The 20,501-nt window shown below is 65.0% G+C and carries 19 protein-coding genes; 13 read left to right on the plus strand and 6 right to left on the minus strand.

The annotated features are described in order from the left end of the window. The 3 genes from CVS48_RS25965 to CVS48_RS25975 form a co-directional block, all read right to left on the minus strand. A complete protein-coding gene (locus tag CVS48_RS25965; RefSeq protein WP_100856967.1) occupies positions 1 to 1,824 on the minus strand; it encodes a SulP family inorganic anion transporter in 1,824 nt (607 codons plus the stop codon). A gap of 117 nt (positions 1,825 to 1,941) precedes the next feature. After that, positions 1,942 to 2,490, minus strand: a complete 549-nt coding sequence (locus CVS48_RS25970; RefSeq protein WP_100856968.1) for a hemerythrin domain-containing protein — start codon at positions 2,488 to 2,490, stop codon at positions 1,942 to 1,944. An 85-nt stretch (positions 2,491 to 2,575) separates the two neighbouring features. Further along, positions 2,576 to 3,736, minus strand: coding sequence for a D-alanyl-D-alanine carboxypeptidase family protein (locus tag CVS48_RS25975; protein WP_100856969.1), 1,161 nt, complete (start codon positions 3,734 to 3,736; stop codon positions 2,576 to 2,578). 287 nt (positions 3,737 to 4,023) lie between these two features. Here CVS48_RS25975 and CVS48_RS25980 point away from each other — a divergent pair, with 287 nt between their 5' ends. The 9 genes from CVS48_RS25980 to CVS48_RS26020 all read left to right on the plus strand — a co-directional run bounded on the left by CVS48_RS25980 (position 4,024) and on the right by CVS48_RS26020 (position 13,735). Beyond that, positions 4,024 to 4,482, plus strand: a complete 459-nt coding sequence (locus CVS48_RS25980) for an HU family DNA-binding protein (protein WP_100856970.1) — start codon at positions 4,024 to 4,026, stop codon at positions 4,480 to 4,482. Positions 4,483 to 4,627: 145 nt separating this feature from the next. After that, entirely contained in the window at positions 4,628 to 5,146 is a 519-nt protein-coding gene (locus tag CVS48_RS25985) for a MarR family winged helix-turn-helix transcriptional regulator (protein ID WP_100856971.1), read from the plus strand. A 3-nt stretch (positions 5,147 to 5,149) separates the two neighbouring features. Then, positions 5,150 to 6,388 carry an MFS transporter gene (locus CVS48_RS25990; RefSeq protein WP_100856972.1) on the plus strand — a complete coding sequence of 413 codons (1,239 nt, stop codon included), beginning with the start codon at positions 5,150 to 5,152 and terminating at the stop codon, positions 6,386 to 6,388. A 99-nt stretch (positions 6,389 to 6,487) separates the two neighbouring features. Then, positions 6,488 to 9,145, plus strand: a complete 2,658-nt coding sequence (gene leuS, locus CVS48_RS25995; protein WP_100857863.1) for a leucine--tRNA ligase — start codon at positions 6,488 to 6,490, stop codon at positions 9,143 to 9,145. A gap of 11 nt (positions 9,146 to 9,156) precedes the next feature. Further along, positions 9,157 to 9,819 carry an LPS-assembly lipoprotein LptE gene (locus tag CVS48_RS26000; protein ID WP_100856973.1) on the plus strand — a complete coding sequence of 221 codons (663 nt, stop codon included), beginning with the start codon at positions 9,157 to 9,159 and terminating at the stop codon, positions 9,817 to 9,819. Between the two features lie 3 nt (positions 9,820 to 9,822). Then, positions 9,823 to 10,878, plus strand: coding sequence for a DNA polymerase III subunit delta (holA, locus tag CVS48_RS26005; RefSeq protein WP_100856974.1), 1,056 nt, complete (start codon positions 9,823 to 9,825; stop codon positions 10,876 to 10,878). Positions 10,879 to 11,078: 200 nt separating this feature from the next. Further along, on the plus strand, positions 11,079 to 12,359 hold the full coding sequence (locus CVS48_RS26010) for a glutamate-5-semialdehyde dehydrogenase (protein ID WP_100856975.1): 1,281 nt from the start codon (positions 11,079 to 11,081) through the stop codon (positions 12,357 to 12,359). Between the two features lie 205 nt (positions 12,360 to 12,564). Beyond that, on the plus strand, positions 12,565 to 12,945 hold the full coding sequence (locus CVS48_RS26015; RefSeq protein WP_172616221.1) for a hypothetical protein: 381 nt from the start codon (positions 12,565 to 12,567) through the stop codon (positions 12,943 to 12,945). 4 nt (positions 12,946 to 12,949) lie between these two features. Further along, the gene (locus tag CVS48_RS26020; protein ID WP_100856977.1) at positions 12,950 to 13,735 is read left to right on the plus strand and encodes a 2-keto-4-pentenoate hydratase; all 786 of its coding nucleotides are present in this window, start codon (positions 12,950 to 12,952) and stop codon (positions 13,733 to 13,735) included. Between the two features lie 76 nt (positions 13,736 to 13,811). Here the strand turns inward: CVS48_RS26020 and CVS48_RS26025 are convergent, their stop codons facing one another. Next, positions 13,812 to 15,227, minus strand: coding sequence for an amidase family protein (locus CVS48_RS26025; protein ID WP_100856978.1), 1,416 nt, complete (start codon positions 15,225 to 15,227; stop codon positions 13,812 to 13,814). A gap of 92 nt (positions 15,228 to 15,319) precedes the next feature. Continuing rightward, the gene (locus CVS48_RS26030; RefSeq protein WP_100856979.1) at positions 15,320 to 16,189 is read right to left on the minus strand and encodes a LysR family transcriptional regulator; all 870 of its coding nucleotides are present in this window, start codon (positions 16,187 to 16,189) and stop codon (positions 15,320 to 15,322) included. A gap of 134 nt (positions 16,190 to 16,323) precedes the next feature. Between CVS48_RS26030 and CVS48_RS26035 the strand changes: the two genes are divergently transcribed. The 4 genes from CVS48_RS26035 (at position 16,324) to CVS48_RS26050 (ending at position 19,542) form a co-directional block, all read left to right on the plus strand. Continuing rightward, on the plus strand, positions 16,324 to 17,736 hold the full coding sequence (locus tag CVS48_RS26035; RefSeq protein ID WP_100856980.1) for an MFS transporter: 1,413 nt from the start codon (positions 16,324 to 16,326) through the stop codon (positions 17,734 to 17,736). A gap of 67 nt (positions 17,737 to 17,803) precedes the next feature. Then, a complete protein-coding gene (locus tag CVS48_RS26040; protein ID WP_100856981.1) occupies positions 17,804 to 18,751 on the plus strand; it encodes a 3-hydroxyacyl-CoA dehydrogenase NAD-binding domain-containing protein in 948 nt (315 codons plus the stop codon). Positions 18,752 to 18,847: 96 nt separating this feature from the next. Continuing rightward, complete coding sequence (locus CVS48_RS26045; protein ID WP_100856982.1) at positions 18,848 to 19,120, plus strand: GNAT family N-acetyltransferase; 273 nt, start codon at positions 18,848 to 18,850, stop codon at positions 19,118 to 19,120. Between the two features lie 20 nt (positions 19,121 to 19,140). After that, the gene (locus CVS48_RS26050) at positions 19,141 to 19,542 is read left to right on the plus strand and encodes a YchJ family protein (protein WP_100856983.1); all 402 of its coding nucleotides are present in this window, start codon (positions 19,141 to 19,143) and stop codon (positions 19,540 to 19,542) included. Positions 19,543 to 19,555: 13 nt separating this feature from the next. Here the strand turns inward: CVS48_RS26050 and CVS48_RS26055 are convergent, their stop codons facing one another. Further along, on the minus strand, positions 19,556 to 20,428 hold the full coding sequence (locus CVS48_RS26055) for a LysR substrate-binding domain-containing protein (RefSeq protein WP_100856984.1): 873 nt from the start codon (positions 20,426 to 20,428) through the stop codon (positions 19,556 to 19,558). Positions 20,429 to 20,501: the final 73 nt, after the last annotated feature.

Raw genomic sequence — 20,501 nt, forward strand, 5'->3', positions numbered from 1 at the left:
TCAAACCGCGCTTTGACCCGTGCGGCCTGACCCGTGCGGATCAACCATGTTCTGGGGATTGGGCGGCGGGCATTCCCAGAAGATCCTGGCTTGGCAGCCGGCGCAGATATCGGGGTCCAGCCGGGCGTAGATCGAACGCAGCGCCGTTGCCTTATCGGGGTAGATATGGTCGGCGCCCAGCCGATCCAGAAAACCCGTGCGCCGCCACATGTCCAGCACTTCAGGCCGGGGACGATGGAAATACAGGTCGCCCCCCATCGCGCGGCGCGCGGCAAGTTCGTCTTCCCAGACCTGTGCCCCGGCCAGGTCAATGAAGTTCATGCTCTTGGCCATGACCAGCAGGTGGCGCGGCGCATTGGGCACGGCGCGCAGCTCGTGCAAGCGTTGCGCCACGTGGGCCGCCGCGCCGAAGTAGATAGACCCTTCCATGCGCAAGAGCTTCAGTTGCGGGCATTCGGGCAAGGCGTCGGGCTGGTGCTCAAGCACCACGAAACGCCGATCCGGTGCGCGTGAATCAAACCCCATCGTGCGCATCGCCGGGCGTGAAGTGCGATGCAGATACGCCATCAACGACAGCACGGTGCCCAGCAGAATTGCCACTTCCATGCGGATGGTGACGGTGGCGGCCAGCGTGGCGGCAGCAATCGCGCACTCGCCGGGCTGCATGCGGATCAATTGCCGCCAGCGCGGAATATCCAGCAGCGTCCATGCCACCAGCAACAGCAACCCGGAAATGGCGGCGTTCGGAATCATGGCCAGCAACGGGGCGGACAAAGCCACCAGCACCACCAGCAGCACGGCGGAGAAAACCGCCGCCAGCGGCGTCCTGGCGCCCGCTTCAAAATTGGGAATAGACCGGTTCAACGACCCGCAAGACAAATAGCAGGAAAAGAAGCCGCCCACGATGTTCGATAGCCCCTGCCCCACGAATTCCCGATTGGCGTCGATGCGCTGGCCAGACCGGGTGGACACCGCCTTGGCGATGGAAATGGATTGCGCCAAGGCCACGATGGTCAGCGCGAACGCCAGGCTTAGCAGGTCGGGCAAGGCGCGCCAATCCACGCTCGGCACATGAAACGGCGGCCAAGGTTGCGCGATGGCGCCCACCACCGACACAGGACTCCCGCCCTGCGTGGCGACCCAGGCGTTGAATGCCGCGGCCGCCAACGCGCCGGCCACCAGACCAAACAGCATGTAGGGCTTGCGCTTATCCCACCGGCGCGCCAGCAAGGCCACGCCCAAGGTCACAAGCGTCACCATCACCGCGCCCGGGTGTATCTGGTCCAGATGCGTGCCCACGCTGACCAGCAACGCGCCCGCACCATGAGAGTCCGGCGACGGCACGCCCAGCCCGTCCTTCAAGGCATGCACCGCGATCAGGATGGCCGCGCCGCTGGTAAAGCCGAACAGGGCCGACGGTGAAATGAAGTGCGCCAGCGACCCCAGGCGCAGCGCGCCCACGAGCCACTGCATGAGTCCGACCAGCACGGTAACCGCCAGCGCCAGTTCGATGTAGCCAGGGCTGCCGGCAACGGCCAGCGGTGTCAGCACCGCGAACAAGGCCAGCGAATTGGCATTCGTCGGGCCCGACATGACATGGCGGCTGGACCCGAACAGCGCCGCGACAATACAGGGAATGATCGCGGAATACAGGCCGTATTCCGCGGGCAGCCCGGCCAGCGTGGCAAAGGCCACGCCCTGCGGCAGCACCAGCAAGGCCCCTAGCAGGCCCGCGGACAAATCCGCACGCAAGGTCACGCGGCTGACGTCTTCCACCCATGAACCGAATAGGCGGGTCGCCAGTTTGCTTGCCCCTTGCGTCATCTTGTCGCCTGCTCCATCTTGTTGCCCGCGCCGTGCCGGCGGCGGCTTGATGTGTGGAAAGCCGTCTAGCGTAATCCCTCGCGGTGACACGCGCAACGCAAGCGGGCTGAGGACGGCTCAGGCCGCTCCGCCGCCGCGCCGCGCCCGCATGGCGTGCCCCATGGCCGTCAGCGCGTCGTCGGACACCAGCCGCGCCGCCATCGGCAAGAGTTCGTCTTCTTCGCGCTGGATGTGGGCGGCATAGGCCTGCGTGAACTCCTGGACTTGCTCGGCAGGCAAAACCGCCGGCCTGCCCGCCGCCACCTCGGCAAGCGCCGCGCGCAACGGCGCCCACAAGCTTTCCAAGCGGCGATGTTCGTCCATCAGCCCCTGCACCAGCGCGTGCAGGCAACCCGCATCCGAGCCCGCCATGGATTCAATCAAGGCGGGAAACAGATCTTGTTCTTCGTCCTCGTGATGGTGCGTGGCCGCGGTATCGAAATAACGCGACACGCTGGCGGCGGCCGTTTGCGCGGCATCGTCGCTGCCGTGCAGGGAAAGATGCGCGGCCAGTCGCGTCAGCGTTGCGCACTGGCGCGCGATGCGCCCGTGGCACGCCGACAGCAGCGCCAACGGGTCATCCGCCCCCGGCGCAGGCGCCGGACCTCCAGGAAAGCTCACCGCCATCGCACACCTCCGGGCAAGCGCGCCGTCGTGACAAGCGCGCCTGTACTCGCGCCCCTGAACAAGCGCCCACTTAGCCGGCGCTCCCTTAACCAGAATGGCCACGCCACCACAATCGGACCGAGTCCCAGGCGCGTCCCGCGAATCCCGCTTCGGCCACGGGCTCCAGCGCCACCACCGGAAACTGCATCGCCGGCTTGCCGTCCACCATCACGCGCAAGGCCCCCACCGTTTGCTGCGCCGCGATGGGCGCCACCAGCGGCTGCTGCAGCGCCCACACCGGTTCGACCTTGGCGCCGGCCGGCACGGTCACATAGGCATCCCGCGCGAAGCCGGCCTTCAGGCTGTCGCTTGCGCCTTTCCAGACTTCGGGCGATGCCACCGCCTGGCCGCGCGCGTACAGCTTGATGGTATTGAAACCCTGGAAGCCCCACTCCAGCAACTGCCGGCTTTCCTGCGTGCGCAGTTTGTCGGACGCCGTGCCCACCACCACCGTGATCAAGCGCCGCTGGTCGGCGCCATTGGGCCGGCGCGCGCTGGCGATGATGCAATAGCCGGCGGAATCGGTATGCCCCGTCTTCAACCCGTCCACGCTGGGGTCCAGCCACAGCAGGCGGTTGCGGTTGGGTTGTGTGATCTTGTTGAACGTGAACTGCTTGGCCGAGTCGTAGGTCTTGTACAACTGCGGGAAATCGCGGATGAAACGCGTCGCCAGGATGGACAGGTCGCTGGCCGTGGAATACGTCCCCGGATCAGGCAGACCGTGCGGGCTGGCAAAGTGCGTGGCATGCAGGCCCAGCCTTGCCGCCGTGTCGTTCATGCGCGCCACGAAGGCTTCCACGCTGCCGGACACGGCTTCAGCCAGCGCAATGGCCGCATCGTTGCCGGACTGGATCATCAAGCCGCGCAGCAGGTCATCCACGGTCACTTTCGAGCCGGGCTCCAGGAACATCTTCGAGCTGCCCGCGGGCACTTTCCAGGCCCGCGTCGATATGACCACCATTTGCCCCGGCGTCACTTCCTTATTGTTCAAGGCCTCGAACACAACGTAGGCCGTCATGATCTTCGTGAGCGATGCCGGTTCGATCCGGGTAGTGGCCGCGTGCGACGCGATCACTTGGCCGCTGGTCTCATCCAGCAACAGCCAGGCCTTGGCCGACAACACCGGTTCGGGCATCGGCTGCGCCATTGCGCTGGACAGGCATGCGGTCGCGACGAGCAAGCTCGCCGCCAGTTTCTTCATCAGCATATAAGTACGTTGAATCCATGCATTTTGGTTTTTCGCACGCAATTGGAACACGGCGGGCTTGCTTGGTTCAGTGCGGCGCCACGCCGCAAAAACAGGGCTTTGCGCGGCGTCATTTCAGACAGAACCCTTGCAGCAAGCACTTTTCTGCGTCGAAAACAACAAACAGTGGCTTAAATGCCGGAGGAAAGCCGCTAGAACCGCGAGTCTTCCGCTATCATCGGGCGCGTAGCGTTAATTGCCGATACCCGGCGCGCGCTGCCCCATGTCCTCAACTACGGATTTTGACCATGGCCACGAAAGCAAAAGCTCCTGCCAAGAAAGTCACCAAGCCCGCCGTCAAGGCGCCCGCAAAGAAGGCAACCGCCACCAAGGCCGCTGTGAAGCCCGCAGCAAAGAAGGTCGTCGCCGCCAAGAAGGTCGCTGCTGCACCCAAGGCCATCAAGGCTGCCCTGAACAAGACCCAACTGGTCGCTTACATCGTTGAGCAATCGGGCGTTGAAGCCAAGGCCGTCAAGGCCGTTCTGGCCAGCCTGGAAACCTCGGTGCTGGGTTCCGTGGACAAGAAGGGCGCTGGCGAATTCACGCTGCCCGGCCTGTTCAAGGTTGCCGTGCAGAAGGTTCCCGCCAAGGCCAAGCGCTTCGGCAAGGACCCGTTCACGGGTGAAGAGCGTTGGTTCCCCGCCAAGCCGGCTTCGGTCAAGGTGAAGGTTCGCCCGCTCAAGAAGCTGAAGGACGCCGCGCAGTAATTCGCGCGACCATCCGGTCAAGCCGGAAAGGCCCGCCTCGAAAGAGGCGGGCCTTTCTTTTTTTGCCGGCCATTTTGCGTGGCGCCCGATCGGCGGTTAGAATTTATCTTAATGTTAAGAAACTTCATATCAAAATATTACTGCCATGCCTACCTCTGATCTGGTCGATCTGGTGATCTCGCAATGGAGCACGGAATGTCCCACGCAGGACTTTGCCGCCATGGCCGTCATCACCCGCGTGTTCCGCTTGAACGCCTTCGCCACCCGCAACGTGAACCGCAGCTTTCGCCGCCACAACCTGCACCAGGGTGAATTCGATGTGCTGGCCACGCTCTACCGCACGGGCGCGCCGCACGCCATGAATCCGCAAAAGCTGGTCGACGCCCTGCTGCTGACCTCGGGTGCCATGACCAACCGGCTGGACCGCCTGGAGCAAGCCGGCCTGCTGGTGCGCAACCCCAACCCGGACGACCGCCGCGGCATCATCGTGTCGCTCACCGCCGAAGGCTTGCGCGTGATCAAGCTGGTGCTGAAGGACTATTTGAAGGACCTGGGCGAACTGCTGGACCCGCTATCGGTGGCCGAGCGCAAACAATTGGCCGGCCTGCTGAAAAAGCTCTTGCTCAAACACGACCAGGAAACCCCCGGCGGCATCGGGGTCTGACTGATGAATGCATCTTCTTCCACCTCCCCCTCTTCCACGCCAACACCAACGCCCACGCTGACCGCGCCGATCGTCTTGCTGATGTCCGTGGCCACCGGCTTGGCCGTTGCCAGCAATTACTACGCGCAGCCCCTGCTGCACACCATTGGCCAGCAGTTTTCGCTGTCCAACGCCATGGCGGGCGCCATCGTCACCACCGCGCAACTGAGCTACGCGCTGGGGCTGATGCTGCTGGTTCCGCTGGGCGACCTGTTCGAACGCCGCCGCCTGATCGTGCTGATGACGCTGCTGTCGGCCGGCGGGCTGTTGATCTCCTCGTTCGCCCACAACATCGTCTTGCTGCTGCTGGGCACAGCGCTCACGGGAATGCTGTCGGTGGTGGCCCAGATCCTGGTGCCGTTCGCCGCCACCCTTGCCGCGCCGCACGAACGCGGCAAGGCGGTGGGCACGGTCATGAGCGGGCTGTTGCTGGGCATCCTGCTGGCCCGCACCGTGGCCGGCGCGCTGGCGGACGTGGGCAGTTGGCGCACGGTGTACTGGGTGGCCGCCCTGCTGATGCTGGGCATGTCCGCCGCCTTGTGGCGCGTGCTGCCCCGCTATCAAAGCCCCACCACGATGAGCTACCCGCGCCTGCTGGGCTCCATCTTGCGCATGTTTGTTGAAGAGCCGCTGTTCCGCGCGCGGTCGCTGCTGGGCTTTTTGCTGTTCGCCGCGTTCAGCATGCTGTGGACGCCGCTGACCTTCCTGTTGGCCAGCCCGCCCTATGAATACAGCAACACCACCATCGGGCTGTTCGGCCTGGCCGGGGCGGCGGGCGCCTACGCCGCCAACCGCTTCGGCCGCCTGGCCGACCGGGGCCTGGGCAACCTGGCGACCCGCGTGGGCCTGCTGCTGTTGCTGGGGTCGTGGGGGCTGATGGCCTTCGGCCAGGCATCGGTGATCGCCCTGCTGGCGGGCATTCTGGTGCAGGACCTGGCCATCCAGGGCGTGCATGTCACCAATACCAGTTCGCTCTATCGGCTGCGCCCCGAAGCACGCAGCCGCCTGACCGCCGGCTACATGACCAGCTACTTCCTCGGCGGCGCCTCCGGTTCACTGGTATCGTCCTGGCTTTACGCCCATTTCGGCTGGCCCGGCGTGGTCATCGCGGGCGCTGTTCTGGGCGTGGTTACATTGGCCTATGGCACATTGGCGCCAAGTGCGCGCATCCCCGAAACAGCCCCGCCCCCTCGTCGCGTCTAGCACCTCCTATAATCAGGGGTTTTGACCGCCACCGCGTCAGGCCGCCCCCGCGTCCACGCGGGGGGCGGCTCACCCTTTTTTGCCACCGTGCCCGAGCCCATGCAGGAACGTTACCTCCCCACTACCGTCGAAGCGGCCGCCCACCAAGACTGGCAGGCCCGCGACGCCTATCTGGTCCACGAACACGCGAAGAACGCCGACGGCTCCGAAAAGCCGAAGTTCTACGCCTGCTCGATGCTGCCCTACCCCAGCGGCAAGCTGCACATGGGCCACGTGCGCAACTACACCATCAACGACATGATGGCGCGTCAGTTGCGCATGCGTGGCTATAACGTCCTGATGCCCATGGGCTGGGACGCCTTCGGCATGCCGGCGGAAAACGCCGCCATCAAGTCCAAGGTGCCGCCTGCCAAATGGACCTACGACAACATCGCCTACATGAAGAAGCAGATGAAGGCGATGGGTCTGGCAATCGACTGGACGCGCGAAATGTGCGCCTGCGATCCCCAGTACTACAAGTGGAACCAGTGGCTGTTCCTGAAGATGTTGGAAAAGGGCGTGGCCTATCGCAAGACCCAGGTCGTCAACTGGGATCCGGTCGACCAGACCGTGCTGGCCAACGAACAAGTCATCGACGGCCGTGGCTGGCGGTCGGGCGCGCTGGTTGAAAAGCGCGAAATCCCCGGCTACTACCTGCGTATCACCGACTACGCCGACGAACTGCTGGGCGCCGTCCAGAACGACCTGCCCGGCTGGCCCGAGCGCGTGCGCCTGATGCAGGAAAACTGGATCGGCAAGTCCGAAGGCCTGCGTTTCGCCTTCCCGCACAAGATCGCCGGCCAGGACGGCCAGTTGATCCAGGACGGCAAGCTGTACGTCTTCACCACCCGCGCCGACACCATCATGGGCGTGACGTTCTGCGCCGTGGCGCCTGAACACCCGCTGGCCACGCACGCCGCGCGCAACAACCCGCAATTGTCCGCCTTCATTGAACAGTGCAAGCTGGGCGGCACGACCGAGGCCGAAATGGCCACGCGCGAAAAGGAAGGCATGCGCACGGGTCTTACGGTCACGCACCCGATCACGGGCGCTGACGTCGAGGTCTGGGTCGGCAACTACGTGCTGATGACCTACGGCGACGGCGCCGTCATGGGCGTGCCCGCGCACGACGAACGCGATTTCGCCTTCGCCAAGAAATATGACCTTCCCATCGTGCAGGTCGTGGACGTGGCCGGCAAGGAATACTCCACCGCCGCCTGGCAGGAATGGTATGGCGACAAGCAGTCGGGCCGCACCATCAATTCGGGCAAATACGACGGCCTGTCGCACAAGGAAGCCGTGGACGCCATCGCGGTTGACCTGGGCGCGCAAGGCCTGGGCGAAAAGCAGACCACCTGGCGCCTGCGCGACTGGGGCATCTCGCGCCAGCGCTACTGGGGCACGCCGATCCCGATCATCCACTGCGCCGACTGCGGCCCGGTGCCGGTTCCCGAAAAAGACTTGCCCGTCGTCCTGCCCGACGACCTGATCCCCGATGGCAGCGGCAACCCGCTGGCCAAGAACGAAGCCTTCCTGTCCTGCGCCTGCCCCAGCTGCGGCAAGCCCGCGCGCCGCGAAACGGACACGATGGACACGTTCGTGGACTCGTCCTGGTACTTCATGCGCTACACCTCGCCGGGCAACGACAACGCCATGGTCGACTCGCGCAATGACTACTGGATGCCGATGGACCAGTACATCGGCGGCATCGAACACGCCGTGTTGCACTTGCTCTACGCGCGCTTCTGGACCAAGGTCATGCGCGACATGGGCCTGCTCAATTTCGACGAGCCCTTCACCAAGCTGCTGTGCCAGGGCATGGTGCTGAACCACATCTATTCGCGCAAGACGCCCCAGGGCGGCATCGAATACTTCTGGCCCGAAGACGTCGAAAACGTCTACGACGACCGCGGCGCCATCACCGGCGCCAAGCTGAAGTCGGACGGCTCGGCCATCAACTATGGCGGCGTGGGCACGATGTCCAAGTCCAAGAACAACGGCGTCGATCCGCAATCGCTGATCGACACGCTGGGCGCCGACACGGCACGCCTGTTCGTCATGTTCGCCAGCCCGCCCGAGCAGACCCTTGAGTGGTCCGATTCCGGCGTCGAAGGCTCCAACCGCTTCCTGCGCAGGCTGTGGTCCATCAGCTACGCGCGCCGTGACGCCGTGGCGCGTGGCCTGGCCAATGGCGCCGACTGGTCGCAAGCCACTGCCCCCGTCAAGGACCTGCGCCGCGAGGTCTATACGCTGCTCAAGCAGGCCGACTACGACTACCAGCGCATCCAGTACAACACCGTCGTGTCCGCCTGCATGAAGATGCTGAACGCCATCGACGACGCCAAGCTGCCCGAAGACGCCGCCGCCGACGCTGCCTATGCCGAAACTCTGGGCGTGCTGCTGCGCGTGCTGTACCCGGTGGTGCCGCACATCACCTGGCACCTGTGGCAAGACCTGGGCTACGCCAAAGAACTGGGCGACCTGCTGGATGCCCCATGGCCGCATGTGGACGAAGCCGCGCTGATCGCGGACGAAATCGAGCTGATGCTCCAGGTCAACGGCAAGCTGCGCGGCTCAATCCGCGTGGCCGCCGGCGCCGCCAAGGAAGACATCGAAAAGCTCGCAGCCAGCCAGGAAGAGGTCGCCCGCTTCCTGGAAGGTCGTCCGCCCAAGCGCGTGATCGTGGTGCCGGGCAAACTGGTCAACGTCGTAGGCTGATGAGGTCAAGCATGTACATCGCCGGGCAACTCTCGCACTCCCCCCGCCAATCCTGGCTGCTGCGCGGCGCCTGCCTGGCGCTGTTCATGCTGCTCTCCGCCTGCGGCTTCGCGCTGCGCGGCGTCACCCCGATGCCGTTCGACACGATGTACATCGGCATGCCGGACAACACGCAGTTCGGCGCCGACGTGCGCCGCGCGTTGCGGGCGGCCTCGCCCAAGACCAAGCTGGTGGACACGCCCAAGGAAGCGCAGGCCATCCTGCAGCAAGTGAGCGATACCCGCACGCTGCGCGAAGTCTCCTTGAACGCGCAAGGCCGGGTCGAGGAATACGAACTGGGCATCAACTACACGTTCCGCCTGATCGATAACCAGGGCCGCGCGCTGATCCCGGACACCACCTTGTCCATCTACCGCGAAATGCCGTATGACGATCAGGTCGTGCAGGCCAAGCAAGGCCAGATCGACACCTTGTACAAAGCCATGCAGCGCGACCTGGTGTCGCGCCTGCTGCGCCGCTTGACCGCGCCCGAAGTGCACCGCGCCTACGAAGAGGCAGCTGAGCGCGGTGAAAGCGGCGAGATCCCGCTGTATGACCCGAACGCGCCGCAGCAAAAGAGTACGCCCACGCCTTGGCAAACGCCGTCCACCACGGACCCGGCGATCCTGCGCTAGGCCATGGCACAGTCTTTGGACGCGGACCGGCTTGCCGAGCACCTGCAGCGGCCCGGCAACCGGCTGGCCCCGCTGTATACGGTGTCGGGCGACGAGCCTTTGCTGGTGACGGAAGCCGTTGACACGTTGCGCGCCTCGGCGCGCAACGCTGGCTATTCCGAGCGGCTTTCCATGGTGATGGACGCCCGCAGCGACTGGAGCAGCGTCCTTGCCGCCACCCAGAGCGTGTCGCTGTTCGGCGACCGCCGCATCCTTGAAATCAAGATCCCCACCGGCAAGCCCGGCAAGTCAGGCGCAGACACGCTGACCAAGCTGGCCGAGCAAGCCGAAAAGCAGGCCGATGCCGACACGCTGATCCTGATCGCGCTGCCCCGGCTGGACAAAGCCACCCGCGAAAGCCGCTGGGTCCAGGCGCTTGCCCGCGCCGGCATGATGGTAGACATCGCCAATATCGAACGTGGCCGGCTGCCCGCCTGGGTCGGCATGCGGCTGGCGCGCCAGAACCAGCGTGCCGACGGCGCCACCCTGCAATGGATGGCCGACAAGGTCGAAGGCAACCTGCTGGCCGCGCACCAGGAAATCCAGAAGCTGGGCCTGCTGTATCCGGAAGGCCAATTGGCGGCGGAAGACGTGGAACGCGCGGTGCTGAATGTGGCGCGCTACGACGTCTTCGGCCTGCGTGACGCCATGCTCGCCGGCGACATCGCGCGCACCATCCGCATGATCGATGGCCTGCGCGCCGAAGGCGAAGCCCTGCCCCTGGTGTTGTGGGCCGTCGGCGAAGAAATCCGCCTGCTTGCCCGCGTGGCCGAGGCGCGCGCCCTGGGCCAGGACGTCAATGGCCTGATGCGCCGGCTGCGTATCTTCGGCGCGCACGAGCGTCTGGCGCTACAGGCGCTGAACCGGGTGCAGCCCGGCGTCTGGCCCGCCGCGGTGCAGCACGCCCATGACGTCGACCGCCTGATCAAGGGCTTGTCCGTCGCCGGCCGGCTGTCCGACCCCTGGGAAGAAATGACCCGCCTGGCCCTGCGTGTTGCCGCCGCCGGCGGACGACCGTGAAGGCGGCACAGCCGCCGCCTTCACCTTGCTGCCCCCTTGTCTTCCCGACGCCTCCGGCCTTGCCGCCGGAGATACACTGAATCCACTGGCCCCAGGCAATAGACCTAGACCCTAGACCCTAGACGCTAGACTCTAGCGCCCAGGCCCCAGACCTTAAGGCGGCCGATAAACCGCCGCCTCAAGCCGCCCCCAAAACCTCCATGATTGACGCCGCCATGTCCTCGTCCTCCATCGAACACGCCATGCTCACCTTGGGCGAAAACGCCCGGCACGCCTCGCGCGCCATGATGCGCGCCAATAGCGCCGCGAAAAACAAGGCGCTGCTGGCAATGGCCGACGCCTTGGCCGCCAGCCACGACGAGCTCAAGGCCGCCAACGAGCAAGACGTCTCAGCCGCCCGTGCCAACGGCCTGGAACCCGCGTTGCTTGACCGCCTGACGCTGTCCGACAAAACGCTGGCCCACATGGCCGAAGGCCTGCGCCAGATCGCGGCGCTACCCGACCCCATCGGCAGCATCACCGCCACCACCGTGCGCCCCAACGGCATGCGCGTGGCCCAGATGCGGGTGCCGCTGGGCGTCATCGGCATCATTTACGAATCGCGCCCCAACGTCACGATCGACGCGGCCGCGCTGTGCCTGAAGTCGGGCAATGCCGCCATCTTGCGCGGCGGCAGCGAAGCGCTGCACTCCAACATCGCCTTGGGCCGCGTGGTCCAGACCGGCCTGGCCGCTGCCGGCTTGCCGCCGGAAGCCGTGCAGGTCGTGGCCACCGCCGACCGCGCCGCCGTGGGCAAACTCATCACCATGACCGAGCATATCGACGTCATCGTGCCCCGGGGCGGCAAGGGCCTGATCGCGCGCCTGTCGCAGGAAGCCCGTGTGCCCCTGATCAAGCATCTGGATGGCAATTGTCACGTCTACATCGACGCAGCGGCCGACCCGGACAAAGCGCACAGCATCGCGTTCAACGCCAAGACCTACCGCTATGGCATTTGCGGCGCCATGGAAACGCTGTTGGTCGATGCGGTCGCGGCCGTGTCCATTTTGCCCACGCTGGCGGCGGCGTTTGTCGAACACGGCGTCGAGCTGCGCGGCTGCCCGCGCACGCTGGCGTTGCTGCCCCACATCACGCCGGCTACCGAAGCAGACTGGGGCACGGAATACCTGGGTCCCATCCTGGCGGTGCGCATCGTTGACACCCTGGATGACGCCATCGAACACATTGCACGCTGGGGCTCCGGCCACACGGATTCGATCGTCACCGAAGATCTGTCGGCGGCGCAACGTTTCCAGCGCGAAGTGGATTCCAGCTCGGTCTATGTCAACCTGCCGACCTGCTTCGCGGACGGCTTCGAATACGGGCTGGGCGCCGAAATCGGTATCTCCACGAACCGCTTGCACGCGCGCGGCCCCGTCGGCCTGGAAGGCCTGACCACCCTGAAGTGGGTGTTGAGCGGCGAAGGCCAGGTACGCGGCTGAACCCGCGTGGCGCTCGGCCAGCCCCGCTCGCCACGGCTGACGCAGCCCTGAACACGCGGCATCGCCAAGCCTTCTACAATACGGCCAGAAAATTCTAGGTCAGCACACTGAGTCTGTTTTCTTAGTCCAGCTTTCTTAATTCTGCTTTCCTCGTTCTGCTTTCTTTTCATCCAACGCGGCGCGCCGCGCAATCTTGAGATCCCCCATGCATTCACCTGTCATGGCCATGGCCTTCAGCCTATTCGTGCTTTGCTTCATCACTTGTACGCTCAGCGGCATCGTGTTGTTCTTCTTCAAGTGCAAGGAGATCAACGCCCGAATGAAGCATCCGTATTTGCAGCATCGCCCTTGGGCCCAGTACCCGCTGTCGATCCAGGCCGCCATCATGCTGGACTATTTTTTCCGCCTGATGTTTCCCGGCACACGATTCTGGCTGATCGGCAACGCCAACGACCTGCTGGGCCACGTCGACCCGAAAAAAACGCCGCTGTCGCTGAAGTGGCCCATTGTGGGCTTCTGGGGTTCGTGCTGGTTGGGGCTGATTGCGATGATCGTCCTGTGGGTCATGCTGTTCCTGGGGCGCTGATCCCATGCAGATCCGCATTGAAGACTATCCCGGTAGCGAAGACGCCGCCCGCATCCTGATCGCCGCGCGCGATGCGGGTGTGGCGGGCCCACGCTTGCCCGCTGACTGCCGTCCGCAATCGCTGGGACAGGCCTTTGCCGTTCAGCAGCGCACTGCGCAATTACTGCAAGACACGCGGCAGGACCGCATCGCGGCCTGGAAGAGCGCGTTGCCGTCCCCCGAGAAGACCGTGGTGGCGCCCATTTATGCATCAGGCACCGCCTACGCCGACGCGGGGCCTGTCGCGACGCGCACCGGCGTCGTGCGCGTCGAACCTGAAATTGCGTTCGAGCTTGCCCACGACCTGCCCGCCCGTGACACGCCTTACACCGAAGCCGAGATAGACGCCGCCGTGGGCAGCGCCCGCCTGGCGCTTGAAGTGCTGGGCTGCCGCTACGCGGCGCCGGAACACGCCAGCCTGCCCGAGCTGCTTGCCGACCATATGTTCAACAACGGCCTGGTCCTGGGCCCCCGCATTGCTTCGCCCGACGCCGCCCCGGCCAGCATGACGCTGACCTTGTCGGTGAACGGAAACGAAGTGGAGCAACATCCCGGCTTCCATCCCAACGAACACCCCAAGGCCGGTCTGTACTGGTTGGCCAACTTCCTGAGGGAACAAGGGCTGGGCTTGTATGCAGGCCAGCACGTCATCACCGGTTCTTACGCCGGGTTCCTGGACGTGCCTGTGCATCAGGACATCGAGCTGGTCTACGGCGATCTCGGCGTGCTGCGCGTGCGCTTTGGAAACTAGCTGACTGGCGCCGCAGCGCGTCGTTGCCACCCGCGCCTTGCCGCGCCCACGAGCGCGCGGCAAGGCGCTTGGGGAATCAACGCGATTGGGGTTCGGCGATGGTGACGGCGTCGCCGCCCGCTTCAATGATTTCGCCAGCGGCCAGGCATAAATCCTCGCGATAACGGCCCGCCACGATCTGCACGCCGACCGGGCTTTGCCCCACGCTGCTCATGGCCTGGCCCATCGCCACCGACAAGCCGGGCAAGCCCATGAAGGGCACGCCGATCTGGGTCATTTGCGCCCGCCACACACGGGCATAAGCGGCATCGCCTTGTAGATCCAGCTTGTCGGGGAACGGCAGCTCAGCCGACACCGGCAGCAACAGGATGGGGTAATCGGCCAAGAACATTTCCCACATGCGGGTCAACGTTGCCCGACGCGTCAGCACGGCGGAAAAATTGTTCAGGTTGGCTTCGGCCGCCTTGTCACGCTGGCCGCGCAATGCCACCAGCGCGCCCTGGTCGCCCTCTTTTTCCGCCGCCGCCACCATGGCGTCATAGCCGTCGGCCATCCACATCCGCACCTGAAGATCGGCCGCCTCTTGCATGGGCGGCACGGCATCCAGCGTATCCACCGTCCATCCGGCTTCGGTCAGGCGTCGCGCGGCTTCCTGCAATGCCTTGACGACCGCGGGTTCGGTATCCATGCCATCGGGGTTCACGCACAGCGCGGCACGGCGCGGCACATCCGGCCCTACCAGCGGAGCGGGCACCCACCATGGGTCGCGCGGGTCTGGCGCGGCCAAGACGGCAAGCCCCAGACGCACGTCTGCAATGGTGCGACCCAAGGGCCCGGACACCGCCGTGAGTTGTCCGCCAATAGAGCGTTCGGGCAAGGCCGCGTTGTAAGCCGCCACGCGGCCTAGCGATGGGCGCAAGCCGTGTACGCCGCAGGCGTAGGCGGGGTAGCGGATGGACCCGGCGATGTCGGTCCCGTGAGCCAGATGGCCGATGCCTGCCGCCACTGCTGACGCCGCGCCGCCCGACGACCCGCCCGGGGTCAGTGCTGCATTTCGCGGATTGCGGGTATCGCCATGCAGCGCATTGCCCGTAAACCAGCGCAAAGAGAACGCCGGGGTGTTGGTGCGGCCCAGAATGACCGCACCGGCCCGCAAGAGGTTGTCGACGACGGGGCTGTTCGTTGCGGCGATCAGGTCTTTTTGCAGCTTGACCCCGTTGGTGGTGGCGTAGCCCGCCTGATCGACGTTGACCTTGACCGTGACGGGTACGCCGGCCAAGACTCCAGGATCTTCCCCGCGCGCAAGCTGCGCGTCCACGGCGGCAGCCCGCGCCATGACCTCGTCAGGACGATGATCCACGACCGCATTCAGCGCGAGATTCACGGCGTTGAGCCGTTCCAGCGCGCTTTGCGCGGCCTCGACGGCGGACACTTCACGGTTACGGATACGGGAGGCAAGCTCAACTGCGGACAAACGCCAAAGATCAGACACGCGTCACTCCTGAGGTCGTGGTTTTTTCGGGCCAAGCAAACCTTAGCGCCTGTCGCGCCCGCCCACAAGCCACGGTTCACCGCAGGTGTGCGCTATTTGTCCGCTTCGAACACCGCGACGATCGCATCCGCCACGGCACGCACGCGCGCGGTGCGGTTCAGGTCGCCATGCATGACCAGCCACAAATCGTAAGGCTCACTACGGCTGGGCCAGATGCGCACCAGGTCTGGATAATCCGGCGCCATGTGCGTGGGCAATTCGCCGATTCCCAGCCCAGCCACCACGGCTTCAAGAATCATCAGCCCGGAATTCAGCTCGATGGCGATACGGCCGTTGCCCGTGGGTTCGCCGCAGAAGGTGTCGGACCATCCCGGCAGCACCGCCTGCTGATACGTCACCAGCGTATGGCCAGCGAACGCGGTGCCCGGCCGCGGCTCGCCATGCGCGGCAAGGTAAGCGCGCGACGCATACAGCCCGACTTCCTTGCGGGCCAGGTGGCGCTGGATCAGTTCGGGGTTGTCGGGTTTGATGTTGCGGATCGCCAGGTCCGCCTCGCGCCGCGTCAGGTTGCTGATCTGGATTGATGCCGACAGCACCACACGGATGTCCGGATGCTGGGCCTGCACCCGCCGCACGGCCTCCATGATGAAATAACTGGCCACGGTTTCAGACGCCGCCACGCGCACCACGCCGGACAAACGGTGATCCATCCCCTGCATCTGCCGCTGCAGTTGATCGGCCGCCTGCTCCATGCGTTGCGCCGCCGCAAAAGCCAGTTCCCCCGCCGCGGTGGGGACGTATCCGCCCGGCGTGCGCAGGAACAACCGGGCGTCCAGCGACGTCTCCAGCGCGGCCAGGCGCCTGCCCGCCGTTGCCTGGTCGATCTGCAACAACGCCGCCGCGCCGCGCAGCGTGCCAATTCGATAAATCGCCAGGAATATTCTGGCGTTGTCCCAATCCATAGCGCGCTTCCTTTTCACCGCCAGCCTTGAATCGTGATGCATTTTCGCATCACGATAAAGCAATTCTTCGTATTTTTTGCAGCAAGGAAAGGGCCTAAGCTTCATCCCTCGAAAAGCCGCATTCGTGACGTTCCATGACCACCGCCTGCCCGCAAGCCCCCACCCCACCCGCCCAGCTTCCCGCCGCTGACGACAAGCCCCTTACGGGCTGGTTGCCGCTTGTCACCCTGGCGATCGGCTTTGTCATGGCGATGCTGGACGTCACGGTCGTCAACGTCGCGCTGCCCAGCATCGCCGTGCAGTTCGTCGTCCCGCTGACGGATTTGGTCTGGATTGTGGACGGCTATACGCTGACCTTCGCCGCCTTGTTGTTGGTGGCCGGCGCGCTGGCTGACCGGTACGGCGCCAAGACCATCTATCTGGCGGGGCTGGCCGTATTCACCCTGGCCTCATTGCTATGCGGCCTGGCGCCAGACGCTACCACGCTGATCGCCGCCCGCATGCTGCAGGGTCTGGGCGCCGCCCTGTTCATGCCCAGCTCGTTAAGCTTGCTCACGCACGCCTATGACGACGAACAGGTGCGTACCCGGATGCTGGCCGCCTGGTCTGCCATCGTGGCCGTGGCGGGCGCGGCCGGCCCCTTGATGGGCGGCGTGCTCATCCATCAATTCGGCTGGCGCGGCATTTTCCTCATCAACATCCCGCTTGGCCTGGCTGGCCTGTGGCTTGCCCGTCGGCGTATCCAGAGCGCGCCGCGCCGGCCTCGCGCGCTTAACCCCTTGAGCCACCTGCTCGGCGTGATTGCACTGTCGTCGCTGTGCTTCGTACTGATCCAAGGCAATGCCTACGGCTGGACGTCCAGCCGCATTGCCGGCGTCACTGCGCTGTGCGCTGCCGCTGCCGTGCTGCTGGTGCGCCGCGAACGCCGCCATGCCGAACCAATCCTGCCGCGCGTGCTGTTCACCACCGCCCATTTCGCCGCCGCCAATGGCGTGGGGTTCCTGATCAATCTGGCCTCCTACGGCCAACTGTTTCTGCTTAGCCTGTTCCTGCAGCACGCCCGGGGAACCGACGCGCTTCAGACCGGCATCCAACTGGTGCCGATGCTGGCGGTGTTCTCGATCGGCAATATGATTTCGGGGCGTGTTTCCGCCCGCTGGAACGTGTCGGCCTCGCTGTTGGGAGGGTTGTCTCTGGCTGCGACCATGAGCGCCGCCGGCATCATTGCGTTCTCGCCCGGCATGGCCTATTGGCCTTTTGCAATCATGGTGGCGCTGGCCAACCTGGGCGTGGGCATCGCCGTGCCCGCGATGACCAGCGTCGTCATGCAGGTCTCGGGCAAGCACCACGCCAATAGCGCGGCGGCGGCGTTGAACGCGAACCGTCAGTCCGGCGCGTTGGTGGGCGTGGCCTTGATGGGCACCATCCTGCACGCCTTGCCTGACTGGAACGCCAGCCTGCCCGTGGCCTATGGCGTGATCGCGGCAAGCTACGTGGGCGCGGTGGTGTTGGTGTGGCGGTACCTGCGCAGCGCGCGCAATGTGTGATCCGCGGTAGGCATCGGCCCGGCGTTTGCTTCACAATGTGGCCAAACCCGATAACCAGGAGAGCCGCATGTCCCGCACCGCCGAGCCCCAGCCGTCCATCCGCCGTATCGCCGTCGTTGGCGCCGGCACCATCGGAGCCAGTTGGGCGGCGCTGTTTTTGGCTCGCGGGATGGACGTGGTGGTCTGCGACCCCGCTGGCGATGCCGAAGCGCAAACACGGGCCCGCGTCCAAGCCGCGTGGCCCGTGCTGACTGAATTGGGACACGTCATTGAAGGCGCCTCGCCGCAATCCCTGCGATTTGAACCGGACTTGGCGCTGGCGCTGGCCGGCGTGGACTTCGTGCAGGAAAACGCGCCCGAACGCGAAGACTTCAAGATCGACCTCTTTGCCCGCATGGATGCAATGCTGCCTGCCCATGTCATCGTCGCGTCCAGTTCGTCGGGCCTCATCATGAGCCGCCTGCAATCCCGTTGCCGGCACCCCGAGCGCTTTGTCATTGGCCACCCTTTCAACCCGCCGCATCTGATTCCACTGGTGGAAGTGGTGGGGGGCGACAAGACCTCGGCAGCGGTCATCGACCAGAGCATCGCGTTCTACAAAGCCATGGGCAAGTATCCCATCCGGCTGAACAAGGAAGTGCCGGGGCATATCGCCAACCGGCTGCAAGCGGCAATCTGGCGTGAAGCCATCCACCTTGCCGCGGAAAATGTCGCCAGCGTCGCGGATATCGACGCGGCCGTCTCACAAGGCCCTGGCTTGCGATGGGCATTGTTTGGTCCGCATATGACATTCAATCTGGGCGGTGGCGCGGGCGGGCTGGCGAACTTCATGGACCACCTTCTGGGCCCCGTGCAAACCTGGTGGGATGACCTGGGCGCGCCCGAGGTCACGCCGGCCCTGCAGCGCAAGCTGATCGACGGCGTCAACGCCGAGGCCGGCCAACGCAGCATTGCCGATCTGGTGGAAACGCGCGACGCCCAGCTCACCGCGCTGATCAAGGCCTTGCGCCGATAGACGCCGACCAGACGCCGACCGTTAGACATCCCCAGGGATTAATCTGTCCACTTGAACGCCGGGGCCGTGTCCCGGCACATCCAAGGAGCCCGTCGAATGACTGTTGTCACCCAAGACCCCGGACAATCCCGCTTCACCGCTACAGTCGATGGCGTGCTGTGCGTACTGGACTACCAGTTGCAGGACGGCACCATGGTCATCGTTCATACCGGCGTCCCAAGCCCGGTCGGCGGGCGCGGCATCGCCGCAGAATTGACCAGATTCGCGCTTGATACCGCTCGCGCCCAGGGTTGGAAAGTGCGCCCGGTGTGCTCGTATGCCGAGGTCTACATGCGCCGCCATCCCGAATACAACGACCTTCGGGCCTGATCCCCGCCACCTCGCACGCCGTGACCAAGAAATCCTCACCCTCAATCGCGCCCTGCCCCTGCGGCGGCGCGGCCTATTCCAATTGCTGCGGCCGCTGGCATGACGGCCCGCTCGTAATGCAGGCACCCACCGCCGAAGCGCTCATGCGGTCGCGCTACAGCGCTTTCGTGCTCGACAAGCTGCCCTATCTTTTGGCCACTTGGCATCCCACGACCCGCCCCGCAACGCTGGAACCCAATCCGCCAGATTTGAAATGGCTTGGGCTCTCCATCAAACAGGCGCGCGACCAGGACGCCAACCACGCCACCGTCGAATTCGTCGCGCGCAGCCGCCAAGCCGGGCGCGCGCATCGCCTGCACGAAGTCAGCCGCTTTGTTCGCGAGGGTGGACAGTGGTATTACGTGGATGGCGACCTGAGCTGAGGGCCGGCACCGTTCATGCGGCTATCGGACTCTGGGTATCGGCTTCCACGGCCTGAGTCACCGCCGCCACCAATTGCCGTTCAAGATCACCCGGCGCGCGCTGATTGCTGACGATCGCCAGCTCGGTCGGGGGTACCGAGGCGTAACCATCCTCGGCACCCAGCACATCGTGTGACGCCAACTTGGCAAACGCTGGCAGCAGGCTAACGCCCAGACCGGCGGCCACGGCCGCTTGCACGCCGGCCAGACTATGGCTGTGATACGCCGCGTGCCAGGATCGGCCCGCCGTTTCCAGCGCATAGATCATGCGCTTGCGATAGATGCAGCCATGCGGAAACATCACCAATGGCACCGCTGCAAGATCCTTCAAACGGTCTTTACTTCCCACCCAGACCAAGCGCTCCGGCCACGCCGCCAGACAAGGGCCATCCCCCGGCTCGCGCTTGATCAACGCCACATCCAGATCGCCTGACGCCAGGCGCTCGCGCAATTCGGCGCTCATGCCACTGGCCGTTTCCAGGCGGACCTCGGGGTGGCTGGCGGCAAATCCCGCCAGCAGCACCGTCAGCCGGACGACATCGAAGTCCTCCGGAACGCCCAAGCGCAATACACGCGCCGCACGCGGCGCCGTCAACGCCAATTCGGCCTCGTCGGCCATCGCCAGCAAGCGGCGCGCGTACGCCAACATCAGCTCGCCGTCCTCCGTCGCCACCACATTGCTGCCCGCCCGATCCCGTAACAACAGTGTCTTGCCCACGGTCTGCTCAAGCTTGCGTACCTGCTGGCTCACCGTGGACTGCGTGCGATGCACGCGGCTGGCGGCTCGCGTAAAACTGCCTTCGTCGGCTACGCACACCAGCGTTTTCAGGAGTTCCAGATCAAGCATGGGGTGGGTTTTGATATTTGACTATCAACTAAGAAGAGTTCGATTATTAATTTTACGACTTTATGTGCTCGGT

This window comes from Achromobacter spanius (genome assembly GCF_002812705.1).
GTDB lineage: Bacteria > Pseudomonadota > Gammaproteobacteria > Burkholderiales > Burkholderiaceae_B > Achromobacter > Achromobacter spanius.

Coding starts and splice junctions, on each gene's coding strand:
- CVS48_RS25965 (WP_100856967.1), bottom strand. CDS start 1,824: ATGACGCAAGGGGCAAGCAAACTGGCGACCCGCCTATTCGGTTCATGG.
- CVS48_RS25970 (WP_100856968.1), bottom strand. CDS start 2,490: ATGGCGGTGAGCTTTCCTGGAGGTCCGGCGCCTGCGCCGGGGGCGGAT.
- CVS48_RS25975 (WP_100856969.1), bottom strand. CDS start 3,736: ATGCTGATGAAGAAACTGGCGGCGAGCTTGCTCGTCGCGACCGCATGC.
- CVS48_RS25980 (WP_100856970.1), top strand. CDS start 4,024: ATGGCCACGAAAGCAAAAGCTCCTGCCAAGAAAGTCACCAAGCCCGCC.
- CVS48_RS25985 (WP_100856971.1), top strand. CDS start 4,628: ATGCCTACCTCTGATCTGGTCGATCTGGTGATCTCGCAATGGAGCACG.
- CVS48_RS25990 (WP_100856972.1), top strand. CDS start 5,150: ATGAATGCATCTTCTTCCACCTCCCCCTCTTCCACGCCAACACCAACG.
- leuS (WP_100857863.1), top strand. CDS start 6,488: ATGCAGGAACGTTACCTCCCCACTACCGTCGAAGCGGCCGCCCACCAA.
- CVS48_RS26000 (WP_100856973.1), top strand. CDS start 9,157: ATGTACATCGCCGGGCAACTCTCGCACTCCCCCCGCCAATCCTGGCTG.
- holA (WP_100856974.1), top strand. CDS start 9,823: ATGGCACAGTCTTTGGACGCGGACCGGCTTGCCGAGCACCTGCAGCGG.
- CVS48_RS26010 (WP_100856975.1), top strand. CDS start 11,079: ATGATTGACGCCGCCATGTCCTCGTCCTCCATCGAACACGCCATGCTC.
- CVS48_RS26015 (WP_172616221.1), top strand. CDS start 12,565: ATGCATTCACCTGTCATGGCCATGGCCTTCAGCCTATTCGTGCTTTGC.
- CVS48_RS26020 (WP_100856977.1), top strand. CDS start 12,950: ATGCAGATCCGCATTGAAGACTATCCCGGTAGCGAAGACGCCGCCCGC.
- CVS48_RS26030 (WP_100856979.1), bottom strand. CDS start 16,189: ATGGATTGGGACAACGCCAGAATATTCCTGGCGATTTATCGAATTGGC.
- CVS48_RS26035 (WP_100856980.1), top strand. CDS start 16,324: ATGACCACCGCCTGCCCGCAAGCCCCCACCCCACCCGCCCAGCTTCCC.
- CVS48_RS26040 (WP_100856981.1), top strand. CDS start 17,804: ATGTCCCGCACCGCCGAGCCCCAGCCGTCCATCCGCCGTATCGCCGTC.
- CVS48_RS26045 (WP_100856982.1), top strand. CDS start 18,848: ATGACTGTTGTCACCCAAGACCCCGGACAATCCCGCTTCACCGCTACA.
- CVS48_RS26055 (WP_100856984.1), bottom strand. CDS start 20,428: ATGCTTGATCTGGAACTCCTGAAAACGCTGGTGTGCGTAGCCGACGAA.